Consider the following 21,726-nt stretch of genomic DNA (forward strand, 5'->3'; position numbering starts at 1 on the left):
ATTCGCAAGCTTCCTCGTAACCTCCGTTCGACTTGCATGTGTTAAGCACGCCGCCAGCGTTCGTCCTGAGCCAGGATCAAACTCTCCATTTAATATAGAAAATTTGATTTGCTAGCTCGCTTTTTTTCCTCGGAATGTACTGCTCGCTTCTTGCTTTCGCTTCGACGAGAGTTCATGTGTTTCTTGATTTCCATCCATCCACTGTTTAGTTTTCAAAGACCTGTTTGTCGCATATTGTCGCGAAGATTTTCGCAGCACATTTGCTACTTTACCACTTTCAATTTCTCTTGTCAAGAAACTTTTATCCTGTCAAGAAAACTTTTATCCCGGAGCATAACCATAAAATGTCCCGGGTGATTATATTATCATAAAGCGATAACCATGTCAACATCTCTTACCCATCATTATACTTATAATTTATCAATCACGCGGCCTCATCAACGGGAATAATATGACATCCCGGATCGAGGGCGAGTTCGTCAACAGCATTACCAGCCGGTCGATTCCGATGCCCAACCCGCCGGCCGGCGGCATACCGTACTCCAGGGCGGTGATATAATCTTCATCCATCATATGCGCCTCTTCATCCCCGGCGCTTCTTTTTTCAACTTGTTTCAGGAAACGCCCTTTCTGATCAATGGGATCGTTTAGCTCCGAAAACGCGTTGGCCATCTCACGGCCGTAGATAAATAATTCAAACCGGTAGGTTAATTCAGGATTTTCAGCTTTGCGCTTGGCCAGCGGCGATATTTCCACCGGGTAGTCCATTATGAAGGTGGGCTGAATCAGCCTGGGTTCCACCACTTCTTCAAAAACTTTATTTAAAATGGAGCCCCATGATTCGGCGGGATCGATTTCCAGTCCGATTTTCGCCTGCTTCACAGCGTTTTTAGCTTCCTCAGCGGTTTTTATCACGCCAAAGTCAATCCCGGAGTGCAGTTTGACCGCGTCAAGCATGGGCAGTCTTGTCCATTTTGGGGACAAATCAATTTGGGTGCCCTGGTATTCTATCTTCGTAGTTCCGAACACTTCAAAGGCAACATTAGCAACCAGTTCCTCGGTCAAATTCATCATATCGTCATAATCAGCGTAAGCCTGGTATAATTCCAGCATGGTAAACTCGGGGTTATGTTTTGTGGAAATTCCTTCATTACGGAAATTCCGGTTAATCTCATACACTTTTTCAAAACCGCCCACAATCAGCCTTTTCAAATAAAGCTCCGGGGCGATTCTTAAAAACAGCTTCATATCCAGGGTGTTATGGTATGTGATAAACGGCCTGGCTGCGGCGCCGCCGGCAATGGCATGCATCATCGGCGTTTCCACTTCCAGGAAACCGCGGTTATCCAGATAACTGCGCACGGCGCGGACAATTTTACTTCTGGCTTCGAAAACTACCTTTACTTCCGGATTAACGATGAGGTCTACATAGCGCTGCCGGTAACGGAGTTCTACATCCTTCAATCCATGCCATTTTTCAGGCAGGGGGCGCAATGATTTCGACAGCAGTTTTAAGTCTTCCGTCGCCACAGTAATCTCACCCATGCGAGTTTTAAAGACCTTACCGGTCACACCAATAATGTCGCCTATGTCCAATTTGCCGAACAATTCATATGCCGGCTGGCCGATATCATTTAACCGGGCGTAAATTTGAATTTGGCCGGTGGCATCCTGGATATGAGCGAACGACGCTTTGCCCATCCCCCGCTTGGACATAATTCTGCCCGCCACTACAACATGCTCATTTTCCAATTTCTCAAAATTAGCTAAAATATCGCCGGCCATGTAAGTGCGCTCATAACGCCCGCCGTACGGCTCAATACCTTTGTCCCGCAGTTCGGTGAGTTTTTCCCTGCGCACAAGCATTAAATCATTAAGTTCCTCTTCAGGCGAAATTTGTTCCTTCCCATTTGCAACGGTTTTTTTTCCCTGTTCAGACATAAATACAATTACCTCCGGTACTTACTTACCTCAAGATATCCACAATCTGGTACTTCAACACTCCCACCGGCACTTGAACCTCCACCACACTGCCCTTGGCCATGCCAAGAATTGCCTTGCCCACCGGCGATTCATTCGAAATTTTATTTGCCGCGGGGTCGGCTTCGGCGGAGCCTACTATAGTGTACTTAAACTCGTCGTCAATCTCCAGATCCTTTAACAAAACCACCGAACCAATGGAAACAACTTCAGTGCCCAAGTTCTCATCATCTATTATTTTAGCATTGCGAAGCATCTTTTCTAAAGTTAAAATGCGGCCCTCTATAAAAGCCTGCTCGTTTTTCGCGTCTTCATACTCAGAATTCTCGCTAATGTCGCCAAAAGCAATGGCCTGCCTGATTCTCTCAGCCACCTCCCGCCGCTTCACCGACTTAAGCTGTTCAAGCTCCTCTTCCAAGTTTTTAAGACCGTCAACTGTCAAGATTACTTCTTTTTCTTTCATTAAGCACTGTCTCCTTATCTCTGGAATCCTTTCAAAACAATATATGTGCCATGCCTTCAATTCATACAGGTAGAAAAAGCCCCCATACTACACTTAAGCACTGCAAAAAGCGATTTCTCCGCAGTGCTCCATGAAACTGTGATTTATTTATTACAGCCAGGACTTTAGTGACATTATAAGAAGATGCCTCTAATTTGTCAAGGCTATCTTGACTCTTGATGTAATTGCAAGTGATTATTTCGCCGTTGCACCGCTCCTGGCGCGGCTCTTGATCATTTCGATTTCCTGCGGGGGTATCGCCCTGCCGAAGCTGCGGAAACCGGCCAGTTTAAAACCGTGTTTTTTAGCCAGCGCGGCAATTTCTTCAACCTTTTCTACGCACAAATCCCGGCCGAGAGTAAAGCTTTCGTAGCGTTTTTCCAGGGCCAATACCATTGTCTCGGCCATACAGGCGTAAGCCGTCCCCGGCGGAAAACCGAAGTTCAGGTTGAATTCAACCTCGCCGGGCACTTCCACAACCCCTCCCTCAATAACCAGGACATCGTCGCGCACTTCAGCAACCCGCCGTGATACATCACGCGGCCGGGCCACATCACAGACAACCGCGCCTGGCCGTAAATCCTCCGGTTCAATGACCGTGTCCAGGGCGCTGGTCACCGTGATCACGATATCGCCGGTGCGAAGCGCTTTCTTATTGTCGGATGTAACCTTGACAGCCAATCCGGTGTCATAAAGCACTTTCGCGGCCAGTTCTTCCAATTTGCGCTCTTCCCTGGCCACCAAGGTCATACTGCGTACTTCCCTGGCCAGGATCAAGGCGCAAACCCGGCCGATGGAACCGGTGGCGCCGAGAATCACCACCGCCGCCTTCTTCAGGTCATGCCCCATTGCCTTGGCAGCCTCCCTGACCGATTCGACAGCCGTGGCCACTGTGTAACTATTCCCCGTGGTAACAGGTATTTTTAAACTCCTGGCGACCGTAACACCGGCATCGCCCACAATTTTCGTAAAGGCGCCAAGGCCAAGTATCTTGGCGCCAAGCTTCTCAGCCATGCGTCCGCCTTGAATGATTTTGTTCATAACATATGCCTGCGGCATGCTCATGATTAAGCTGGCTGTCAGCGGACAGGCGATAAACCACCCTTCCGCCTCTCCGTACCGGGAACGAATCCCGGTGATTTGAGACGCCTTTATCGGGGGCAACAGAGCAAACGCCCGCTCTATTATGCTATCCGGTATAAATTTAGCAAACTTGAATTTCATGGCCACATCCCCGGCAGACATGGGGTGCAGCATGAAGGCGAACCTATGCAAACTTTTTACCTCCTATTCTTTGATAGCCCTGACCAAATCCACTAATTCGTCCGGGTCGACATACTTATCTTCTTGAATTGGCGACTCACCAATCTCAAACCCCACCACATCTTTGTCCAATACCGCCTCAAAAATTTTGATCCGTTGATTTGAACCGAGCACAAGCACCTGATCAAAAGAGTGGGCTTTCGCAATCAAGTCCATGATGGCATCAAATAAATCGACACCACTTTTTTGTTTCACAAATTCCCAACGCTCTTCTTCGGACATCAGGAAAATAAAGTCCACGCCTTCCCGCTCCAGGACTTCCTGAATCTCTACTTTATTCAGAACAGGGAAGCCGAAGACAGCCAGCCGGCGGCCTTTCCTGATTTCACCCAGATTTTCCAAACGGCAGACCAGAGTCCGGTCAACACCCAGCCTGGAAGCTACTTCAGTCTGTGAAAGACCCTTCCTCCTCAAACTTAACATATTGTTAAGAACTTGATTAATTTTTCTTTTGCTTATGATCTTTTCCCCAAGACGGATTAATTCCAAGATACACACCTTCAATTACAGGTATTCAGAAACCAGAAGTCAGCATTCAGAATATTTCAAGACTATAAAATTCTGACTCCTGTCTGACTCCTGGCTCCTGCTCATGTGCACACATTTGTGTACATAAAAATATTAACAAAGCTTACCTTTCTTCGCAAGTACCACATAGGATTATTTTTAAAATCTTTTCCAGTTCCTCTTTACTGCCGGCTTTATTGATTCTGTCCCTCAACTTCGCCGCGCCGCGCACCCCCTTGGTGTACCAGGCGGCATGCTTGCGCATCTCCCGCACGGCCACCTTTTCCCCCTTGTTCTCGATAAGCAAGTTCAAGTGCCGCAGGGCCGCCATCACCCGCTCTGCGGGCGCGGGTTCAGGTAAAACCACGCCGGTTTTCAGAAAATGCGCCGTCCTTGAAAACATCCAGGGGTTGCCCAGGGCGGCCCGGCCAATCATAACCCCGTCACAGCCGGTCTGCTCCATCATCAGTAAAGCATCTTCCGGACACCTGATGTCGCCGTTGCCAATCACCGGCACGTTTACAGCCTTTTTTACCGCCGCGATGATTTCCCAATCCGCTTCCCCCGTATAAAATTGTGAGCGGGTGCGGCCATGTACGGTTAATGCGGCGACACCCTCACCGGTTAACAGTTTCGCCATTTCGACAGCGTTTATTGATTTTTCATCCCAACCTTTACGCATTTTAACCGTTACCGGAACCCTGACCCGCTCAACCACCGCCCTGACAATTTTAACGGCTAACCCCGGATTCTTCATCAGGGCGGCCCCTTCTCCGTTTTTCACAATTTTTGGCGTAGGACATCCCATATTGATGTCAATAAGATCAGCACCGCGGCTCTCCGCGATTTCCGCCGCCATAGCCATATACGCCGGGTTGGAACCAAAAATCTGCACGCTTAACGGGCTGCTTTCACCAGCCAAGTTCAGCATGCCGCAGGTCTTCGGATTACCATATAAAAGGGCCTGGTCGCTCACCATTTCAGTGCAAACCAGGCCGCATCCAGCCTCTTTGGCCAATATCCGGTAGGCCTTGTCGGTAATGCCCGCCATCGGAGCGGATATCACCGGATTGGCCAGTTTAATTTGTCCGATTTTCATCTCGGTGAATTCCTCTCGTATATCAAACGCAGCCCGGTCAGGGTCAGGAAAGGGTCCACCCGGTCAATTCCCGTGCTTTCCTGGGCAATCAGTCTGGCCAGCCCGCCTGTGGCAATAGCCTTAGCATTTTCACCCAGTTCTTTTTTCATCCGCCTGATAATCTCATCAACTTGCCCGACATACCCGTAAAAAATACCGGACTGCATACTTGTGACAGTGTTTTTTCCGATAACAGAAGGCGGTTTGACAAGTTCAACCCTGGGCAGCTTGGCTGCCCGCGCAAAAAGAGCTTCCGTGGAAATGCCGATACCGGGCGCGATCGCCCCGCCCAGGTATTCGCCCCTGGAGTTAATAGCGCAATAGGTTGTAGCTGTTCCGAAATCAATTATGATCAGCGGACAGCCGTATAATTCAATACCGGCGACAGCATTGACGATACGGTCGGCGCCTACCTCCCTGGGATTCTCGTAATTAACCGGAAGGCCCGTTTTGATGCCGGGGCCTACGATCAGTGGAGTAAGACGAAAATACTTCTGACAGGTTCTTTCCAAGGTGAACGTCAGTGGCGGAACCACTGTGGAAATAACCGTGGCTTTAATTGCACTCATCTCAATCTGCGAGATAGTAAACAACTCTTTAAGCATGATCCCATATTCGTCAGCCGTACGGTCACGTCTTGTGGATATTCGCCAGTCTGCCACCAATTCGCTGCCGCTGTATACTCCAAGCACAATATTCGTATTGCCGACATCAAAGACTAGGATCATTCCCGTCCCCGCTTTCATGTGAAATGGCACTATAAAAAATATCACCTTCCATTTTACCAAAGAGTTTGCCCAGGTGCAACCCGTCAAGAAGAATATTCAAATCCTAGCTGTCTTCTCTTGAATGGTGCGGTTTTTTGCCTACAATATCAATCGCCTCAGTTACAACCCTGATAATATCTACCTTGTTCTGTTGTTTTAAGGAACCTACCCTCAGCAAAACTTCACCCTCCGCGGTAACCACATAGGAAGGAGACAGTTTGTTCAGTGCAATCGCCGCCATGTCAAGCTTACAGCGTTCACACTTGCATAATTCCTGGCAATTCTTCAGGATGTCTTCAATCGTCTCCTTTACAAGTATTTCCATTACATTTATCAGACGGAGCATCTGCAAATCAATCCCCTCTTCTCAGTCTGGTAAATTAATTCTTCATGATCTTAATTATTCCTTTTACTAAGAAAAAAAACAGCTAATTAGTCTATACAAACCTTTGGACATACAACGCGGTTCGCCTCAGACCTGACCTTTATTAACACCATACGCGTCCAGCCGCCGGTAGACCGCCCTGGACAGTACCGAGGCGGCAACTGCCTTAATCAAGTCCAGGAGAATAAAAGGAGTAAAACCAATAGTCAACAACTTCGCTAAAGAAATGTTTTGCCCCATATAAAATGTCAAGATAGCATAAAGGTAAGACAACCCTATCAGATCGTAAACCGCCACACCGGCGAGCATGGCAAAGAAATAGCGGGTGATACTGCTATTTTCCCTGTCTTTAAGCAATAAGCCGATCACATACGCGCTCCCGATAAATCCAATTAAAAACCCGAAGGTTGGTTGAATCACGTAAGAAGGTCCTCCGAAAGGAGCGGTAGCAAACACCGGCACCCCCACCAAACCAATTAAAATGTAAACAACTATGCTTAGCGCCCCCAGGCGGGGGCCCAACAAACCGCCCGCAAGCATTACCACAAACGGCAGAAGGCTAAAAGGCACAATAGAACCGGCATAGCGGACCAACATGGCGGCGACTACCGCCATGGCGGCGAAAACCGCGGTCATAGTGATGTCACGCGCTGAAAACCTGGACATAAAAACCCCCCTTAATAAAAGTAGTCAGGAGTCAGAATAATATATAAAACATTAAACAACTCTTAACCATTCTTTTATTCTTATTCCTTAGCTCCAAACTCCTTAGTCCTTACTTCCTGAAAATAAAATTTTCATCTGCTGCTGGTGCCACCTCTGGCGGCATGAATATCTGACTCCTGACTCCTGAGCATTATACTGCTTGGGCAATTAATGCGTAAACCATTGCTTGCAACAAAGTTGACATTTAAAGCAAAATTTTTACACCCGCAAAGAAACGTCTCCTACTATCAGCCGCTGCAATCCGCCGTCCGGGAGCCGCAGCAACAGCGCTCCGTCATAATCGACATCTTCGGCCCAACCCTCCCAGGATTTATTCAAGGTATGGACTCGTACCGGACAATGCAAAGAAACGGATAACTCCTTCCATTTCGCCAGGACTACCGGAAAGCCCTGCTCAAGCCAAAGCTGGTACCATTGTTCATACTCCTCCAGCATAGCCTGCAGCAAATCGACCCTGGCTAGCTCCGCGCCAGTTTCCACCTTCAGGGAGGTGGCGATATCGCGCACTTCTTCAGGCAATTCAATAAGTTCCTGGTTGACGTTCAGACCGGCGCCCACCACCAGATAATCAATTCTGTCCAATTCGGCGCTCATTTCAGTGAGGATGCCGCAAATCTTCCTGCCGCCCACGAACAGATCGTTCGGCCACTTGATGCCCACAGGCACGCCTGTTTTTTTTCTAACCGCCAGGGCCAGGGCTACCGCCGTCACCATAGTCATTTGCGACGCCTCGGAAGGATTGACGGACGGATATAGAATCACGGAAAAACAGACATTTTTGTACTTCGGCGAATGCCATTTCCTGCCCAGCCGGCCCTTGCCGCCGGTCTGCTCCTCGGCAACCACAATCGAGCCGTCACGCGCGCCTTGACGGACTAATTCCTTAGCCATGTCGTTCGTGGAAGAAACGCTATCGTAATAATAAACCTGCTGACCGAAAAATTTACTGTTCAGACCGTCCAGAATCTCCTCGGCATAAAGTCTGTCCGGAACACGGACCAGTGAATAGCCCGCGCGCGGACGCGCGTCGATTCCATACCCATCCTCCCGCAAGGTCTGGATGTGCTTCCAGACCGCGGTCCGGGTTACGTCAAGTTTTTTGCATATGTCTTCACCGGATACGAATTCGGGCTGGAACTCTTTTAAAAGCCGGAGAACAGCTCTTTTCAAAATAACCACTCCCGAAAGTTATTCTAATCGTTTGCCACTAAAACGTCAACATTTATTATCATTATAAGTTAACGTTGACGTCAGAGCACTTTTTTAATAATCAGCTTTTATTTCTGCCAAGTCCAGGCTGATATCAAGTGATTCAACCGAATGAGTCAACGCTCCGACCGAGATCAGGTCTACGCCCGCCGCCGCGATTGCCCGGATATTTTCGCCGGTGACATTACCGGAGGCCTCCACCAGCGCCCGGCCCGCCACAAGCGCCACGGCCTCGCGCATCATCTCCACAGCCATGTTGTCCAGCATAATAATATCAGCCTTTACTTCCAGCGCCTCCCCCACCTGCGCCATGCTCTCCACTTCAACTTCAATTTTCGCGGTGTGAGGGCTGGCCCGCCTGGCCGCCTGCACAGCCTTGGCGATACCACCCGCTGCTTTTATATGATTGTCCTTAATCAGTACGGCGTCATACAAGCCGAAGCGATGATTATATCCACCACCCACCCTGACGGCGTACTTTTCCAGCATTCTCAACCCCGGTGTGGTTTTTCTGGTATCTATGACATGCGCCTTTTGACCGGCTACTAATTCTACCAGTTGGGCTGTTTTTGTGGCAATCCCTGAAAGACGCTGGAGAAAATTCAGCGCCAGCCGCTCACCGGTCAGGATTGCCCGCGCGTTGCCGCCGACCTCGGCCAGCACCCGGCCACGCTCGACAAATTCACCGTCAACAGCCCGCGCTTGAAACAGCAGCGCCGGGTCAAGACAACGAAAAATCTCCTCCGCCACCGGCATCCCCGCCAACATGCCTTTTTCTTTAGCAACAATATAGCCGTTTGAAACCGCGCCCGCGGGAACAATACTATTTGTGGTCAAATCTCCGGCGCCGATATCTTCATTTAAGCAATCCCTAATCAGTTTGCGCAATGCCAACACGTTAAAATCCATGGCCGTCCCCCGTTCCGTCAGCTCAGATATCATAAGTTTTCTTCAAATAATTTACAGTAAACTCCTTCAAAGAGGTTTTCTGGGGATTAAAACTACTAACAAGCGCCTGGGCATATTCCCTGTCAAAAACATAAGACCCTTCTCCCAAATCCTTGGTTATCCCTTTGCGGACAATCAGATATCTGGCAAAGCCTTCGGTTAAATTTTCTTTTACCCACCCTTCCCAGGTATAGGGAATATCTTCCTCATACCTGGCCGCAAGCTTTTCATCTTTTTTCAGCTTCCGGGCCAGGTACTTGAACGACCAGCCGTCAGTAAAAGTTTCGTAAATTGGCGCGCTGAATTCATTAAAGACCGCAGTCCAGATCTTTTCCGGAGTCTTGTTCCACTGGACTGTTGTTATCGTGTCCTTATTCCGTGAAAAAACCGACATGCCGATAATTCTCATATTTAACTGCAGTTCAACGTTGCGCTGTTTTTTCTTTTGCTGAATACCGGTTTCCTTTTCTATAAAGCCGACAATATCGAAGCTTTTATCGACTATGGACATTGTTTTATCGACCTTCCGCTGCAGAAGCGGCTTAATCTGCTCATAATGCGGCAGGGCGTAATTAGCGCCGTACCAGGAATAAAAGTCCAGCAGCAAATCTCTTTGATTTCTAAAACACCGTTCCTCACGGATAAACTTGACGATTTCGTCAAAGCTCGCCCCTTGTTTGCCGTCCTGAATCAAACATTCAATCATATACTGCGCGTCATAATTAGCCAGTATGGTTTTTAACTGGGCGCGGCGGTGTTCGTCCCAACCGCCGTAAGAATTATAGAGCCAGTTATAATGCACGGCGTATTCCGCGTCACTGATGGCTTTCTCCTTTAGCCCCGCCCACATTGCCTGATCTTTTACGTTCGCCCGGTAAATTTCCTCAGAAGATTCAAAAAGAAAAACGCTAAAATCTTCCACTTTTATCACCAGAGGGCCGCCTGCTTGATCAACCCCGGCAGTCCATAATGAACAGCCTGATAATATAAACGTTGCCGCCGCGAACAAACATACATAAGGCGCTAAAACCTTAATAAATCTGTTTTTCAACTACTGCCCCACTCCCAACACGACATAATAGCCCGTCCTTTTCCCGCCGCGTTTACCGTCTGAAGATAATATGTTTCTGCCAGCGCCGGGAGCTGTCGGGATAATCCACCCGGTAGTGGCCGCCGCGGCTTTCGCGCCGCGCCAGGGCCGCTTCAGCCACCAGTTCGCCAACCTGCAGCATGTTCTTCACTTCCATTTGTTCGGCATTTTCAGCACTGTGTCGCCCCAGGTACCCCCAGGAATCAAAAAAGTTCAGCGACTCCTTTAACCCCTGACCGCTCCTCACCGGACCAACCTTGCTGCCCATCAGGACTTCCAGCTTTTTGCGCAACTCCCCGAAATCTATTTTCAACGGCTCCAGCAGCCAGTCGCAGGCAAACTCCGGACGGCGCGGGTGGTAGGTTTTTAAGAACTGCCTGGTTTCATCTACAATTCGGCCGCCGAACACCAGCCCGTCCAGCAAAGAATTGCTTGCCAGGCGATTGGCTCCGTGTACTCCCTGACAGGCGACTTCGCCGCAGGCGTAAAGACCCTTGATGCTGGTTTCTCCCACAAGATTGGTTTTCACCCCGCCCATCATGTAATGGGCGGCGGGAGCCACTGGAATCTTGTCGACATATATATCCAAACCGTATGCCGCACAGGTTTTAGTAATATTAGGAAAGCGTTTTTTAATCACTTCAGGATCAAGATGGGTCAAATCGAGGTATACTTTATTAGCGCCGGTCGCGACCATTTCCTTCAAAATCGCCCGCACGACGATATCCCGCGGCGCCAGTTCCAGCAGGTCATGGTAGCGGGGCATAAAACGCACACAATCGCTGTTGCGCAGGTAGGCGCCCTCGCCGCGCACCGCTTCAGAAATTAAAAATGGCGGCGCGCCCGGCAGGTTCAGCACAGTGGGGTGAAACTGGATAAACTCCATGTCCATTACTTCAGCCCCGGCCCGGAAGGCTATCGCTATACCGTCGCCGGTAGCGATTTCCGGATTGGTGTTGAACTCAAACAAACGGCCCAGCCCACCGGTGGCCAGGACTACCACTTTACCGCGATAGATTTTCAAACTATTGTTATCCCGGTCAAAAGCCAACACGCCATAACAGGTGTTATCCCAGACCAGCAGGTCCACCACGAAGTGGTTTTCCCGCACACGTATATTCTTTTCCCTGATGCGCTCAGTCAGCACCCTTTGGATTTCAGCGCCTGTGGCGTCACCACTGGCGTGCAGGATGCGCCTCTGACTGTGGGCACCCTCTCTCGTCAGGGCCAGCCCGTGACTGTCATAATCAAAAATAGCGCCCATCTCGATCAATTCTTTGACCCGCTTCGGCCCCTCGTTGACCAGTGCCGACACTGCCTCGTCATCGCACAGGCCGGCACCCGCCACAATGGTATCCTCTCTGTGTAAAGACGGTGAGTCACTGTCACCGAGAGCGGCGGCAATGCCACCCTGGGCTTTGTCCGTGCTGGTGTCCATCATGTTGTACTTGGTCAGCACGGTAACCGAGCCCCCCGCTCCGTAAGCAGCCAAAGCAGTATACAACCCGGCAATTCCGCTACCCAGGATAATATATTCATCTTCCTCCTGGAGCAGTTCCCTGGAGTCGAAATTCACCATATACTTATCCGGCAAAAGGAAACCCCCTCAATTAAGCGGCGCGTCAGACCGCCAGCATCTTGTCCAGGCAACGGACAGCCCTCTCCCTTATCTCCCGGGGAACATCCACCCTGGGTGCGAGACTGATTAGCGCCTGGCGGACCTTTTCTAAAGTAGTTTTCTTCATATTCGGGCAAACCAACTTGTCTGAGGCCAGGTAAAACTGCTTGTCCGGGCAATGTTTACGCAGCGGGTGCAGGATACCCATTTCAGTGCCGACAATAAATTCATGTGCGCTGCTTGCCCGGGCAAAATTAATCATGCCGGTAGTGCTGGCAACCACGTCGGCCAGGGCAACCGCTTCCGGGCGGCACTCGGGGTGAACCATAATCAGGGCGGCGGGGTGCGACGCCCTGGCCGCCAGAAGGTCATCGGCGGCAAGCCGGTCATGAGTGTTGCAGCAGCCCTCCCAGACAGTCATTGCACGCCCGGTTTTTGAGGCCACATAACGCCCCAGGTTCTTATCCGGAACGAACAGGATCGGCTTGTCCTCCGGCAGGGAATTAATCACTCTCTCAGCATTGGCGGAAGTACAGGCAATATCGCATTCCGCTTTCACTTCTGCGGAAGTATTCACGTAACAGACCACGACAGCGTCCGGCATCTCCTGTTTTTTCCGCGCCAGCGCCACTTCGTCGACCATGTCCGCCATCGGGCAGCCGGCATGTTCGTCCGGCAGGACCACAATCTTTTCCGGTGATAGAATGGACGCGCTTTCTGCCATAAAATGCACTCCGCAAAAAATAATCACATCGGCATCCGTTCCGGCCGCTTGTTGGGCAAGCCCCAGGGAATCACCGACAAAATCAGCTATATCCTGGACTTCCGGGCGCTGGTAGAGATGGCTTAAAATAACCGCGTTGCGCTCTTTTTTCAACCTGATAATCTCTTCGGACAAATCTTGCATAAATTCACTCCCTGACACAAAATTCAATCCTCTCCAGTAAAAATACAGTAATAATAAAATTACAAAAAAACGTTGCCAAACCACCTCTGTTTTAACAACGCCTATTTATCAACATCCCCAGTCAGGAGGTTAAATAAGAATTATATCAGCCGATTTCACCAGGGGCCTCTCCGTGTCTTATCCCGACAACTTTATTTTTTTCATCAACATTGACGATAACAGGCTGAAAAACTTGCGCCTCGGCACGGTCTAAGATGACATATGAAATAATGATGACAGTATCGCCAGGCTGCACCAGCCGTGCCGCCGCGCCGTTCAGACAGATCACGCCCGACCCGCGGGAACCCTTGATCACATATGTTTCAAACCGGGCGCCATTATTATTATTAACAATCTGCACTTTTTCATTAACCAGGATGTCGGCCGCTTCCATCAGGTCTTCGTCGATAGTAATACTGCCCATATAGTTCAGGTTGGCATCGGTAACAGTGGCCCGGTGAATCTTTGACTTAAACAATGTTAGAAACATGATCCCGTACCCCCAAAATAATGTTGTCAATCAGCCGCGTCCGCCCAATTTTCACAGCCAGCGCCAAGAGAGCGGGTCCGTTTAATGTGGCAACAGGCTCCAGGTCCGGGTGACTGTAAATTTCCACATAGTCAATCTCCGCCAGCGGCTCCGCTCTGATCGTGCCGACAACCAGTTGGCGAATAGTTGACACGTCCCGCCGGCCTGCCGCCACCGCTTCCGCCGCGGCTTGCAAGCTCCTGAACAGGACCAGGGCGGCCTGCCGCTGCGCCGCGTCCAAATATACATTGCGCGAACTCATGGCTAGGCCGTCTGCTTCGCGTACAGTCGGCACCGTCACTACCTCCAGATCCATATTCAGGTCGGCAGCCATTCTCTTGATGACCAGAACCTGTTGGGCGTCTTTTTGCCCGAAAAAAGCCTGGTCGGGGCAAACGATGTTGAACAGTTTGGCCACCACCGTAGCCACTCCGCGAAAGTGTCCCGGCCGGGATAGCCCGCATAGCCTTTCCGTAATCCGCTCTACTTCAACATAAGTGCAATAGCCCGCCGGGTAGATCTCCTCGACAGGAGGGTTGAATACGGCATCCACGCCCACTTCCCCGGCCATCTCGACATCCCGCTCCAGGTCTCTGGGATACCTGGCAAAATCCTCTTGCGGACCGAATTGAGTCGGGTTGACAAAAATGCTGATCACTACGATATCACAGCTTTTTTTGGCCTGGCGCATCAGTTCCAGATGCCCCTGGTGCAGATAGCCCATGGTAGGCACAAAGCCGACGGTCTGGCCCCGATTTTTGGCTTCGCGGACATACTTGCGTATTTCAGCTACGGTGTGGCAAATAAACATGTCCAACCTCCATCTGGTAGTTGGTTGTTGGTCGTTAGATTGCTTGTTGGGATTCGCTTCCGGCGAATCCCTTCCACCCCCAACCACCTGCCGCTAATTTGGTCGTCAGTCGTTGGTCATTGGTTGCAGTAAGCGAGTATTATTATTCAGGCACCCAGAATTCAGAATACTCCGGGCCGACCAATCCTTCCTTCATTCCGACTCCTGATTATTGACCCGTAAGCATCGCTTTCTTTTAGTACAATTTCTCCAGCACTTCCTCCGACATGCCGAAACAGTGCTCGGGGGCCGGGAAGGCGCGCGCTTCCACTTCTTCTTTATATTGCTTGACGGCAGCGGCCGCCTGCTCATGCAGGTTGGCGTACTGCTTGACGAATTTCGGTGTAAAGCCCGGGTAAAGGCCCAGGATATCGTGAATCACCAGCACCTGCCCGTCACAGTACGGACTCGCGCCTATCCCGATGGTGGCCACTCCGATTGATTCAGTAATTAATTTTGCCAGGGGAGCGGGCACACACTCCAGCACAACAGAGAAGACCCCCGCTTCTTCCAGGGCTTTGGCGTCGGCAATCATTTTTTTAGCCACCCGCTCATCTTTCCCCTGCACCTTAAAACCGCCCAACTGGTTGATGGATTGCGGCGTCAGTCCCAAATGGCCCATTACCGGGATACCGGCGTTAACAATTTTGCGGACCACTCCCACAACTTCCGCACCGCCCTCCAGCTTAACCGCCTGCGCCCCCGCCTCTTTTAAAAAACGCCCGGCGTTCCGCACCGCTTCTTCTTCAGAAGCCTGGTATGAGAGAAAAGGCATATCCGCGACAATCATTGCTCTACGCGCGCCGCGGCATACCGCCTTAACATGGTGGACCATATCATCCATGGTCACCGGTATGGTGGAGTCATAACCCAAAACCACGTTGCCCATTGAGTCGCCTACCAGGATTATGTCGATCCCGGCTTCGTCCACTATTTTCGCCATGGGGAAGTCATAGGCGGTGAGCACGGTGATCGGCCTGCCTTCCGCCTTTTTTTGTTTAACGATCGCGGTGGTGATCTTTTCTTGTTTCACTTCACATATGCCTCCTTGAAGATCTCTTTCAGCCTTTCCTCCTGGTCCTGATTAATGCTTCCTTTCTCCAACGCCACTTTAATAGTATAAAGACCGAGTACGCAGTAGAGATCCATCTCTTGCTTCCCCACTTCTCTCAGCGTGGCCAGATGCCCCTCCAGGGTCGTTCCGTCACCCCGCGCTATGGGACCGGTCAACGCCGGGGCGGGACTCACTTGGGCAATATTGCTTACCGTCCCTTGCACCAAGGGCAACAACGCTTGAAAAGCCTCCTCCCGGGAAAGCCCGAAACGGCTGAATAATCCCGTGGCCAAATGCATCAGAGAAACAAGGTAGTTGGACGCGATACACGCCGCTGCGTGATACAATGGCTTGTCCTTGGCGGCTATGGTAAAACTCCTGCCCCCAAGGTCCCTGACGATTTGTTCAGCCACAAGCAGCGCGCCGGCATCCCCTTCCAGCGCGAAATATGAGCCTTCCAGGTTTTCCATGGCCATTTTCACATCGGCGAAGGACTGGAGCGGGTGCAGCGACGCCGCCAACGCTCCTGAACGCCGGACCGCCCCCACCGCTCCAGCGGGATGAGCCCCGCTGGTGTGGAACACAACCTGTCCGGCTTTGAACCCTTTCTTTTTACTTATCTCCTCAGCAACCGGGGCTATTATCCGGTCGGGCGTTGTGATAAAAACTATGTCCGCACCACTGGTAATCTCCTCCGGCTTGCCGGTGGCGGGCACTTTTAATTGCCCTGCCAGACGTTCGGCTGCTGAGAAGCTTTCATCGGCTACTCCCGTCACCAAATAGCCCCGCCGGCTCAAAAGCAGCGCCAGCGCAGACCCGACTTTACCCGCTCCCACCACTGCTATTGACGGTTTATTAAAGGGTATCATCTCCTTTAAACGGAATAGCCAAAAGAACACAACACACATCATTTGTTAAAATTCATGAAAAAAATAAAAATCTTCCGGGGGACCCCGAAAGACTTCGTAAAATCAACCTCCCGTCTCGGTCCATCCGGCTCCAAGCGATAAGTTGTCACTTATAAGCAAGGTATTTGGTCAAATTGTCTAAAATACGCTGAACACGCCAGGTACGGCTCCTAAATGGATACCACCCTTGTCCGCTACCATTTTAACACAGGCATAACAAACAGGCAATTAATTTTTAACAAAATATTTAGTAATTTAAGACAATTTATATATTATTAGCCATCCGTTCTATTAACTGTGCTTTTGCCAGTGACAACGCCAGTCCCTCTGCCTTTCCCCGGCCCGGTATGACCAGACCGGGCGCCAGATCGGCCAGGGGCGCCATCACAAAAGCGCGCTCGTGCATGCGCGGGTGCGGGATTACCAGTTCAGGGGTATCGATTGCCACCTTGTCATATACAAGTAAATCGAGATCTATTGTCCGCGGCCCCCAGCGCCTGCCGCGCACCCGCCCAAGGCGGTCTTCCAAGGCAAGCAGCAATCTGAGCAGATCCAGCGGCGGCAAATCCGTCTCAACTTCCGCAACGGTGTTGATAAACCAGTCCTGCCCGGCATAGCCGATGGGAGCGGTGCGGTAGCAAGGCGCGACCCGGACCACCCGCAGCCCCGGCGCAGCGCCGAGCAGATTTAACGCTTTGCTTATATTGGCTGCCTTATCGCCCACATTGCTCCCCAAGCCCACATAGGCGACAACAAGCAAGGAATTATTCATTTTTTCGCCTGATCTCCACTGCCATCCAGTTAAATTTGAAAGGCAGGGGCGCCTGGGGTTTTTTTACCCGGACCAGCACTTCCCGCACCGGAAAGTGTTCAAGAATACCGGACGCGACGCTTTCCGCCACCGACTCAATCAATTTGCGGGGGCGGCCTTCCACGATCGCCCTGACCAATTCGGAAACACCGGCATAGTCTACGGTGCATTCCGGCTCGTCAAAGCAGCCCGCCTGCCTGAGGTTTAAAAAAAGCTCCACATCGACAATAAACCTCTGTCCCAAAGTCTGTTCTTGAGGGGATAACCCGTGGTGACCATAAAATTCCATTCCTTCCATAATTATTTTATCCATCCGCAAAGGCTCCTCGCTCCCGCACGATAGCGTCCGTCATTCTGGCCACCCGCGCCATTTCCTTCACGTCGTGCACACGGACAATATCCGCGCCGTTGACAATGCCCACCGCCACGGTCGCCGCCGTGCCTTCCACCCGCTGCTCCACAGGCAGGCCGAGCACCTTGCCGATAGTTGACTTGCGGGAAGTGCCGATCAATACCGGGAGTCCCAGACAGCGCAGTTCTCTAAGCCGCCGCAGCACTTCCAAATTTTGTCCGGCTGTTTTGCCAAACCCGATGCCCGGATCAATAATGATTTTATCCCTGACCATGCCCGCTTCCAGGGCAAAACCAATGCTTTCTTGAAAATACGCGATCATATCGCCGGTCAAATCGCCGTATCCGGTCCCCTCCTGATTGTGCATCAGCACCACCGGCGCGCCGTATTCCGCGGCCAGCCCGGCCATGGCCGGATCAGCGCGCAAGGCCCATTGATCGTTCAGCATGTGGGCGCCTGATTCCAAAGCCTGCCGCGCTACCGCGGCCTTAGAAGTATCAATTGAAATGGGAACCGGCAACTCTTTAACCAGTTCTTTCAGCACCGGGATCACCCGCGCCGCTTCTTCACCCGCGTCCACCGGCGTGTGTCCCGGCCGGGTAGACTCGCCGCCCAGGTCAATGATATCGGCCCCGTCGGCTACCATTTGTTTTGCCCGGACAACAGCCGAACTGCAGTCGAGGTATCTTCCCCCGTCCGAAAAGGAATCCGGCGTGACATTCAGAATTCCCATAACAAGGGTTCTCTCGCCCACACGGACAGTTATGCCCCGGCAGTCCAGATCGCCGGGCAGCCTTCCCTCCCGGCCGGCCAGGACCGCCCCAATCCGGGCGGCCAATGCGGACAAACCGTAAGGCTGCAGGCGGAGCTTGGCCATAAAGGCGCTATATTGTTTCAACGTACCCATCAAAAGCACTTTGGTTTCACTCACTGAACAGTTTACAGCACCTCTGGCGACAGCGGCTTCCCCACCTTTGCCGAGCATTTCCTGTTTAATGATATTAGCCTGCTCCGGCCGCACCCCTTCCAGCATCACCAGGCGGTGCACCATTTTGGGGGCCATCCACCTGCAGCCGGCTTGATCGGCGCCGACTGATTCCAGGATTCGCATCGCCTGCTTCTGATTATCAACCTCGATGCCGAAAACCTTGATGGCCAATCCGCCACCTCCATCTTCTGAAGTCTGATTATATTTTTCTTCAATGTGGGAAATATTATATCACGATAGGCTAGACGGCAGCTGCCTGTTGGTCTTTCAGGTAATGAGATTATCATCAAACCAGGCTCTCAGTCGGCGGTGACGTGAATAACAATAACAGGACAGACGGCCCCGGAACATACTTTATTGCTGACACTGCCCATCAGCAGGCCGGGAATTTTCCCCAGGCCCCTGCTGCCCATGATAATCACATCATAGCTCTCTATTTTTGCCTTTTTAAGAATTTCCTTGGAAGGATTGCCGAGCGCCACGGCGGTATCGATTTTTACGTCATTGCCGCTGATTTCTTCCCTCAACTGCTCAAGCATTAGCTGTGCGTTTGTCCTCAGCACTTTAATCTTTTCTTCAGAATGATTCGCAATATCCTGCACTATATGGAAGAGCGTAACTGTTGACTTAGACACCAGGGCGAGCTTAACAGCATGCTGCGCGGCTGAAATAGCCTGCCTGGAATTATCGAAAGGTACTAGGATCTTTTTATACATTACACATGCCTCCCGCAATATTCGCCGGTAACTATCGTTCTTGACAATACTGTCTGAGGCGGATATCCTAAAATAGACCTGTCACCTTCCCGGTATTTACATTTACGTCAATTCTTCTAAACGCCGGATTAGAGCCGGTACCAGGCATCAGGCTGATTGAACCGGTTACTGGACACAGAAACCTCGCCCCGGCAAAAACTAAAATATCATGCACCGGCAGAACCCAATCCTTGGGCACTCCCTTTAGTTCCGGATCATGAGACAAACTCAGATGTGTTTTTACCATTACGGTTGCGTAATCACTCATCACGGGATCAGCTTCCAGCTTTTTGGCTTTGGCTTCAGCTTCCGCGGCCCAGGCGACACCTTCAGCTCCGTACACTTCCCTGGCAATTGCTTCCACCCTCTGCCGCAACGGCATTTCCCGCGGGTAGAGGAATTTAAAGTCAACTTCTTCATTACAGGCGTCAATAACCGCGTCTGCCAGCTCAAGAGCGCCTTCCCCGCCGGCCCGCCAATGTCTGGAAAGCGCACAGCGGGCGCCGGCCTGCTCCGCATACCGGCGCACCATGTTAAACTCCTCTTTGGTATCCGTGCCGTAAGCGTTAATGCAGACAACCGGCTTGATCCCCGCTTTTTTAACGGTGTTTATATGATGCAGCAGGTTCGGAATACCTTTTTCCAAAAGACTCAGGTTCTCTTTCCGGTACTCTTCAGCCAGCGGCCGGCCCGGCACAACCCTGGGTCCGCCGCCGTGCATCTTCAAAGCCCTGATGGTAGCAGTGACAACTGAAACGCTGGGCACAAGCCCGCTTAACCGGCATTTTACATTCCAAAATTTTTCAAAACCGATGTCCGCCCCGAAACCGCTCTCGGTTACGTGATAATCGAACATCTTCAAGCCGATGCGATCGGCGATAATGGAAGACTGTCCCACGGCAATATTGGCGAAAGGTCCGGCGTGCACCATGCAGGGCTGGTGCTCTACCGTCGACATCAGAGTCGGGTTAATGCTGTTGCTCATCCAGGCGCACATGGCGCCGGCAACTTCCAGGTCGGCAGTGGTAACCGCGTTGCCCCGCTTATCGTAAGCCACAACGATTTCGCCCAGTCTTTCCCGCAAATCCCGCAAGTCACGGACAATAGCGAGAATAGCCATGATCTCGGAACTGCCGGCGATGTGGAATTTGGACGACATCATGAAGCCGTCCATTTTGCCGCCTATGCCCATAACAATATTACGCAGGCCCTGAGCGCAAAAATCAATGACCCAGCCCATTTCCACCCGTTTCGGATCGATGTCCAGGCGTCTTAGATTCCGGCTTGCCAGTTCCCCGTCACTGTAGTTCGCCTCGTGCTGCATCCGGGCGTTAAGGGCTACCATGGCCAGATTATGCGCATTCATGAGGTCGTTTATATCACCGGTAAGCCCCATGGAAAACTCGGTCATGGGAACAAGCAAGGCGTTGCCGCCGCCGGCGGCCGTACCTTTGATATTCATGGTAGGTCCGCCCGACGGCTGCCTGACACAGCCGCCCGCATTCTGGTGCCTTTTGCCCAGCCCCTCCAGCAAACCCACGGTGGTAGTCGTCTTCCCCTCACCCAACGGAGTGGGCGTGATCGCGGTAACTTCAATATACTTGCCGTCCCGCCTGTTCTTTAAGCGGTTGATAATCTTCAGGAAATCAAGCTTGCACACTCTTCCGTAAGGGATAACCTCGTCTTTTTCTAAAAAAAGCCTGTCCCGCCATTGCTCCGGCGTAGGCATATGTTTTTCCGCTTCTTCGGCAATCTGCCAATCAGCCATTCTTGTCGCGTCATACGGCATAAAATGTTCCTCTTATGAATGTTCCTCTTAATATCTTCTTGTATCTTCGGGGATTATTCGTAGATCCACCGGTCGAGATCCCGGTCGTATACAACTAATTCCTCTTCTTTGAAAAACAGGCCGATTTCCCTGGCGGCGCTGGCAGGCGAATCTGATCCGTGGATTACGTTTCTCCCCATATCAATCCCAAAGCTGTTTCTAATCGTTCCCGGCGCGGCTTTCAAAGGATCGGTCGCCCCCATCATCTCTCTGGCGGCGCTGATCGCGTTTTTCCCCTCAATTACCATGGCCACAACCGGCCCGGAAGTAATGAAATCCACCAGTGGCTCAAAAAAGGGCTTGCCGGCATGTTCACCATAGTGTTTTTCTGCCAATTCCCTGGTTATTTTAAACATTTTCAGGCCGATAATTTTAAATCCCTTTTTCTCAAACCTGGAGATAATTTCTCCCGCCAGATTGCGCTGCACGCCGTCGGGCTTAACCATAAGATATGTGCGTTCCTTTTGCATTCCTGTAATTACCTCCTGTGACTATTCAGCAGTCTCCGGCTC

23 protein-coding genes and 1 rRNA gene are annotated in these 21,726 nt (G+C 51.2%); all 24 read right to left on the reverse strand.

What is annotated here, in order from left to right:
- A 16S ribosomal RNA gene (locus L9W92_RS09440) occupies positions 1-92 on the reverse strand; the annotation flags it as partial.
- Between the two features lie 328 nt (positions 93-420).
- Positions 421-1,941, reverse strand: coding sequence for a lysine--tRNA ligase (gene lysS / locus L9W92_RS09445; RefSeq protein ID WP_240083511.1), 1,521 nt, complete (start codon positions 1,939-1,941; stop codon positions 421-423).
- 25 nt (positions 1,942-1,966) lie between these two features.
- Positions 1,967-2,443: a transcription elongation factor GreA gene (gene greA, locus L9W92_RS09450; RefSeq protein WP_240083512.1), complete on the reverse strand. Its 477-nt coding sequence runs from the start codon at positions 2,441-2,443 to the stop codon at positions 1,967-1,969.
- 234 nt (positions 2,444-2,677) lie between these two features.
- The gene (locus L9W92_RS09455; protein WP_240083513.1) at positions 2,678-3,757 is read right to left on the reverse strand and encodes a saccharopine dehydrogenase NADP-binding domain-containing protein; all 1,080 of its coding nucleotides are present in this window, start codon (positions 3,755-3,757) and stop codon (positions 2,678-2,680) included.
- A 12-nt stretch (positions 3,758-3,769) separates the two neighbouring features.
- Positions 3,770-4,303: a helix-turn-helix transcriptional regulator gene (locus L9W92_RS09460; RefSeq protein ID WP_312038084.1), complete on the reverse strand. Its 534-nt coding sequence runs from the start codon at positions 4,301-4,303 to the stop codon at positions 3,770-3,772.
- 133 nt (positions 4,304-4,436) lie between these two features.
- Positions 4,437-5,411 carry a tRNA dihydrouridine synthase DusB gene (gene dusB, locus L9W92_RS09465; RefSeq protein WP_240083515.1) on the reverse strand — a complete coding sequence of 325 codons (975 nt, stop codon included), beginning with the start codon at positions 5,409-5,411 and terminating at the stop codon, positions 4,437-4,439.
- Entirely contained in the window at positions 5,408-6,178 is a 771-nt protein-coding gene (locus tag L9W92_RS09470) for a type III pantothenate kinase (RefSeq protein ID WP_240083516.1), read from the reverse strand. Before L9W92_RS09470 ends, dusB begins: the two co-directional genes overlap by 4 nt.
- 103 nt (positions 6,179-6,281) lie before the next feature.
- Positions 6,282-6,563 carry a late competence development ComFB family protein gene (locus L9W92_RS09475; protein WP_240083590.1) on the reverse strand — a complete coding sequence of 94 codons (282 nt, stop codon included), beginning with the start codon at positions 6,561-6,563 and terminating at the stop codon, positions 6,282-6,284.
- A gap of 126 nt (positions 6,564-6,689) precedes the next feature.
- Positions 6,690-7,268: a biotin transporter BioY gene (locus L9W92_RS09480; RefSeq protein WP_240083517.1), complete on the reverse strand. Its 579-nt coding sequence runs from the start codon at positions 7,266-7,268 to the stop codon at positions 6,690-6,692.
- Between the two features lie 258 nt (positions 7,269-7,526).
- Positions 7,527-8,507 carry a biotin--[acetyl-CoA-carboxylase] ligase gene (locus tag L9W92_RS09485; RefSeq protein WP_240083518.1) on the reverse strand — a complete coding sequence of 327 codons (981 nt, stop codon included), beginning with the start codon at positions 8,505-8,507 and terminating at the stop codon, positions 7,527-7,529.
- An 84-nt stretch (positions 8,508-8,591) separates the two neighbouring features.
- Complete coding sequence (gene nadC / locus L9W92_RS09490) at positions 8,592-9,446, reverse strand: carboxylating nicotinate-nucleotide diphosphorylase (RefSeq protein WP_240083591.1); 855 nt, start codon at positions 9,444-9,446, stop codon at positions 8,592-8,594.
- Positions 9,447-9,468: 22 nt separating this feature from the next.
- Positions 9,469-10,536: a hypothetical protein gene (locus tag L9W92_RS09495; RefSeq protein WP_240083519.1), complete on the reverse strand. Its 1,068-nt coding sequence runs from the start codon at positions 10,534-10,536 to the stop codon at positions 9,469-9,471.
- A 52-nt stretch (positions 10,537-10,588) separates the two neighbouring features.
- On the reverse strand, positions 10,589-12,169 hold the full coding sequence (gene nadB, locus L9W92_RS09500; protein ID WP_240083520.1) for an L-aspartate oxidase: 1,581 nt from the start codon (positions 12,167-12,169) through the stop codon (positions 10,589-10,591).
- A 28-nt stretch (positions 12,170-12,197) separates the two neighbouring features.
- On the reverse strand, positions 12,198-13,100 hold the full coding sequence (gene nadA / locus L9W92_RS09505) for a quinolinate synthase NadA (protein ID WP_240083521.1): 903 nt from the start codon (positions 13,098-13,100) through the stop codon (positions 12,198-12,200).
- 145 nt (positions 13,101-13,245) lie between these two features.
- Positions 13,246-13,629, reverse strand: coding sequence for an aspartate 1-decarboxylase (gene panD, locus L9W92_RS09510; RefSeq protein WP_240083522.1), 384 nt, complete (start codon positions 13,627-13,629; stop codon positions 13,246-13,248).
- A complete protein-coding gene (gene panC, locus L9W92_RS09515; protein WP_240083523.1) occupies positions 13,610-14,479 on the reverse strand; it encodes a pantoate--beta-alanine ligase in 870 nt (289 codons plus the stop codon). The genes panD and panC overlap by 20 nt, the downstream gene beginning before the upstream one ends.
- 235 nt (positions 14,480-14,714) lie before the next feature.
- On the reverse strand, positions 14,715-15,551 hold the full coding sequence (gene panB / locus L9W92_RS09520) for a 3-methyl-2-oxobutanoate hydroxymethyltransferase (RefSeq protein WP_240083524.1): 837 nt from the start codon (positions 15,549-15,551) through the stop codon (positions 14,715-14,717).
- A complete protein-coding gene (locus L9W92_RS09525) occupies positions 15,548-16,483 on the reverse strand; it encodes a Rossmann-like and DUF2520 domain-containing protein (RefSeq protein ID WP_240083525.1) in 936 nt (311 codons plus the stop codon). Before L9W92_RS09525 ends, panB begins: the two co-directional genes overlap by 4 nt.
- 262 nt (positions 16,484-16,745) lie before the next feature.
- A complete protein-coding gene (folK, locus tag L9W92_RS09530; RefSeq protein WP_240083526.1) occupies positions 16,746-17,252 on the reverse strand; it encodes a 2-amino-4-hydroxy-6-hydroxymethyldihydropteridine diphosphokinase in 507 nt (168 codons plus the stop codon).
- Complete coding sequence (folB, locus tag L9W92_RS09535; RefSeq protein WP_240083527.1) at positions 17,245-17,604, reverse strand: dihydroneopterin aldolase; 360 nt, start codon at positions 17,602-17,604, stop codon at positions 17,245-17,247. Before folB ends, folK begins: the two co-directional genes overlap by 8 nt.
- On the reverse strand, positions 17,597-18,802 hold the full coding sequence (gene folP, locus L9W92_RS09540) for a dihydropteroate synthase (RefSeq protein WP_240083528.1): 1,206 nt from the start codon (positions 18,800-18,802) through the stop codon (positions 17,597-17,599). Before folP ends, folB begins: the two co-directional genes overlap by 8 nt.
- Before the next feature lie 128 nt (positions 18,803-18,930).
- Positions 18,931-19,347: a universal stress protein gene (locus L9W92_RS09545; RefSeq protein WP_240083529.1), complete on the reverse strand. Its 417-nt coding sequence runs from the start codon at positions 19,345-19,347 to the stop codon at positions 18,931-18,933.
- 67 nt (positions 19,348-19,414) lie between these two features.
- On the reverse strand, positions 19,415-21,175 hold the full coding sequence (locus L9W92_RS09550) for a formate--tetrahydrofolate ligase (RefSeq protein WP_240083530.1): 1,761 nt from the start codon (positions 21,173-21,175) through the stop codon (positions 19,415-19,417).
- A gap of 53 nt (positions 21,176-21,228) precedes the next feature.
- Positions 21,229-21,684, reverse strand: coding sequence for a nucleoside-diphosphate kinase (ndk, locus tag L9W92_RS09555; protein WP_240083531.1), 456 nt, complete (start codon positions 21,682-21,684; stop codon positions 21,229-21,231).
- Positions 21,685-21,726 lie beyond the last annotated feature (42 nt).

This window comes from Pelotomaculum terephthalicicum JT (genome assembly GCF_022410535.1).
GTDB classification, from domain to species: domain Bacteria; phylum Bacillota; class Desulfotomaculia; order Desulfotomaculales; family Pelotomaculaceae; genus Pelotomaculum_D; species Pelotomaculum_D terephthalicicum.